At 67.2% G+C, this 2259-nt stretch carries 3 protein-coding genes and 1 pseudogene; 1 reads left to right on the top strand and 3 read right to left on the bottom strand.

Translation table 11 applies throughout. From position 1 onward, the window contains the following. Positions 1 to 253, top strand: a pseudogene (locus tag GXZ33_RS08395) (DNA topoisomerase IV subunit B); the annotation flags it as partial. A 22-nt stretch (positions 254 to 275) separates the two neighbouring features. Here GXZ33_RS08395 and GXZ33_RS08390 read toward each other — a convergent pair. From GXZ33_RS08390 to GXZ33_RS08380, 3 genes are all read right to left on the bottom strand, one after another. After that, complete coding sequence (locus GXZ33_RS08390; RefSeq protein WP_291340409.1) at positions 276 to 911, bottom strand: metallophosphoesterase; 636 nt, start codon at positions 909 to 911, stop codon at positions 276 to 278. Between the two features lie 4 nt (positions 912 to 915). Beyond that, positions 916 to 1356: a hypothetical protein gene (locus GXZ33_RS08385; protein WP_291340406.1), complete on the bottom strand. Its 441-nt coding sequence runs from the start codon at positions 1354 to 1356 to the stop codon at positions 916 to 918. Positions 1357 to 1684: 328 nt separating this feature from the next. Next, positions 1685 to 2158, bottom strand: a complete 474-nt coding sequence (locus GXZ33_RS08380; protein WP_291340404.1) for a hypothetical protein — start codon at positions 2156 to 2158, stop codon at positions 1685 to 1687. Positions 2159 to 2259 lie beyond the last annotated feature (101 nt).

Genomic DNA, 2259 nt, shown 5'->3' with positions numbered 1-2259 from the left:
GGAGGGTCTCGCCGCCGGCCGCAAGATCAACAAGGACGACGGCATCCAGCGCTACAAGGGTCTCGGTGAGATGAACCCGAACGAGCTGTGGGAGACCACCCTCGACCCGGCGCAGCGTATCCTGCGCCGCGTCGAGCTGGATGACGCACAGCGCGCCGATGAGCTGTTCTCCATCCTCATGGGCGATGATGTCGCGGCCCGCCGCTCCTTCATCACCCGCAAGGCGAAGGACGTCCGCTTCCTCGACGTCTAGGTAGCCCGGGCCCCTCAGGGGCTCAGGGCAGCGCGGCGACCTCGATCTCGAGCATCTGGCCCATCCCGATCCACCCGATCCACGGTTCCTCGTGGAGGACGACGGGGGAGTGCACGTGCCCCATGAGGCACGCCTCGTACCCGCGGGAGAGGAGATGCTCGGTGGTGGTCGGCAGGCAGGGGTTCTTGGTGTAGCGTCCCTCCACCTCGGAGTGGAGGATGCCGACGTGCCCGGGTTCCTCCACGCGCGGCAGATGCTTCGCGACGTCCCGCGGGTCCGGGTCCTGCGTCACGTTCACCGCGTGGAACACCAGCGGGAGGTCGGGGACCCGGATCTCGGCGACGGCGTCGTCTGTCGGACGGTGCACGCCCCGGATCTCCGGGAAGAGCGGGATCATGCCCGAGCCGACGTCGTGGTTGCCCCACACGTGGACCAGCGGGCGTTCCAGTTCTTCGGTGACCAGGCGGAACAGGTCGATGGCGTCGGCGAGGTCCTGGGAGGTGGCCTTCTTCTTGTCCAGCAGGTCGCCGGTGAAGACGATGGCGTCGGCGCCGTTGCGGGTGGCGTCGATAAGCGCCTCGCGGGCCCACGCGACGCCGGGGGCCTTGCGGCGACCCAGATGCAGATCGCCGAAGGCGGCGAGCCGTACCGTGCTCATGGACCTAGGACATGTGCTTCTGCAGGATCCTGCCGAGCTCCGGAACCTCCGGCTCGATGACCTTCGCGGCCTTGCCGCGCAGGCCGTTGTAGGCCTTCGCCAGGGGCGCCACGGTGATGGACTCCGCGTTGCGGTCCGCGATGGACATGAGCGAGTCCACGACCTGGGCGCTGCGGCCGGCGAGGAAGGCGCCGAAGTCCGTCGCCCCCTCGTCCTGGTAGGCCTGCCAGTGGGGCTGGAGGTCGCCGAGAACGTCCGGGAGCATGCGGTTGACGCCCTTGGACACGATGTTCGCGTCGACCTTCCTGGCGGCGGCCACGGCGGCCTTGATGGCGGTACCGGTGAGACCGGACTGCTTCGCGACGGTCGCGTCGGCGAAGCCGGTCAGATCCGCGACAACGGCGTCGCGCTTGTCGGCGGTCAGGAGCTGGGAGAGATCAGTCATGCGGACCAGCCTATCGCGGGAGATGGGTGGGTGTGGGACGAAAGGAAACGGCGATCACCATGGTGACGCGCATCCGGTGGGCCGGGTGACGCGCAACGACGATGATCGCCTGCAGTTGCAGCTCTTCCGCCACAGCCAGAACGCCTCATTGGTCACTTCTGTTGACTGCAGCCACAACGGTTACCGATATTACACATCCTGGAAGAATCATGTGGACGAATCCCGGGCAGAGACTGCGGAGGGAGGACCGCAGAACGACACAACCGCCCTGACCGGGAGGGTCAGGGCGGTTGGCTGAGGATCAGGGGATGCTCGCGAGAGCCTCCATCTACTGCTGTGCGGCTGCCTTCGGGTCCTCGACAGCAACCGGGCCGGTGGCCGGGCCCTCCGGGGCCGGAGCCGGCTTGAAGAAGTGCTGCAGGAGGAGGGCGCTGCCAGCGATGGCGGAGAGGCCGAAGGCAGCTGCGCCGACGATCGCGCCGTTGTCGTCGCCCTCAGAGGAACCCTCCGGGATCGAGGAGCCAACGGTCTCGGTGACCGAGGTGATCTCGGTCTCGGTGACGGAGGTGGTCGCGGTGGCGGTCTCGGTGACGGAGGTGGTCGCGGTGGCGGTCTCGGTGACGGTCTTAGTCGGCTTGGTCGGGCACCGCTTCGGCTTGTGGTGGTCGCACTTGCCCTTGCCGTGGTAGCCGGCGACGGCGACGGAGTCCTCGGCCGGAACAGCGGTGACCTGCGGGGCGACGACCGCGGAGGCGGCCAGGGCGGTGCCGACGAAAGCGGCGGCAATACGCTTGCTGAACATGAAAGATCCTTTGCAGATAGGCGTGACTTCTCTTCGATCACCGCAGAGCAACATCTGCGACGATCAATCGGCGATCCTCAAATGCAGTTGATACCGATTGC

The sequence above is a fragment of the Corynebacterium sp. genome, from assembly GCF_012838985.1.
Classification (GTDB): Bacteria; Actinomycetota; Actinomycetes; order Mycobacteriales; family Mycobacteriaceae; genus Corynebacterium.
This window is presented reverse-complemented; position numbering and strand designations above follow the sequence as displayed.

Excerpts from the sequence above, each read along its gene's own strand:
- GXZ33_RS08390 (WP_291340409.1), bottom strand. The coding sequence starts at position 911 with ATGAGCACGGTACGGCTCGCCGCCTTCGGCGATCTGCATCTGGGTCGC.
- GXZ33_RS08385 (WP_291340406.1), bottom strand. The coding sequence starts at position 1,356 with ATGACTGATCTCTCCCAGCTCCTGACCGCCGACAAGCGCGACGCCGTT.
- GXZ33_RS08380 (WP_291340404.1), bottom strand. The coding sequence starts at position 2,158 with ATGTTCAGCAAGCGTATTGCCGCCGCTTTCGTCGGCACCGCCCTGGCC.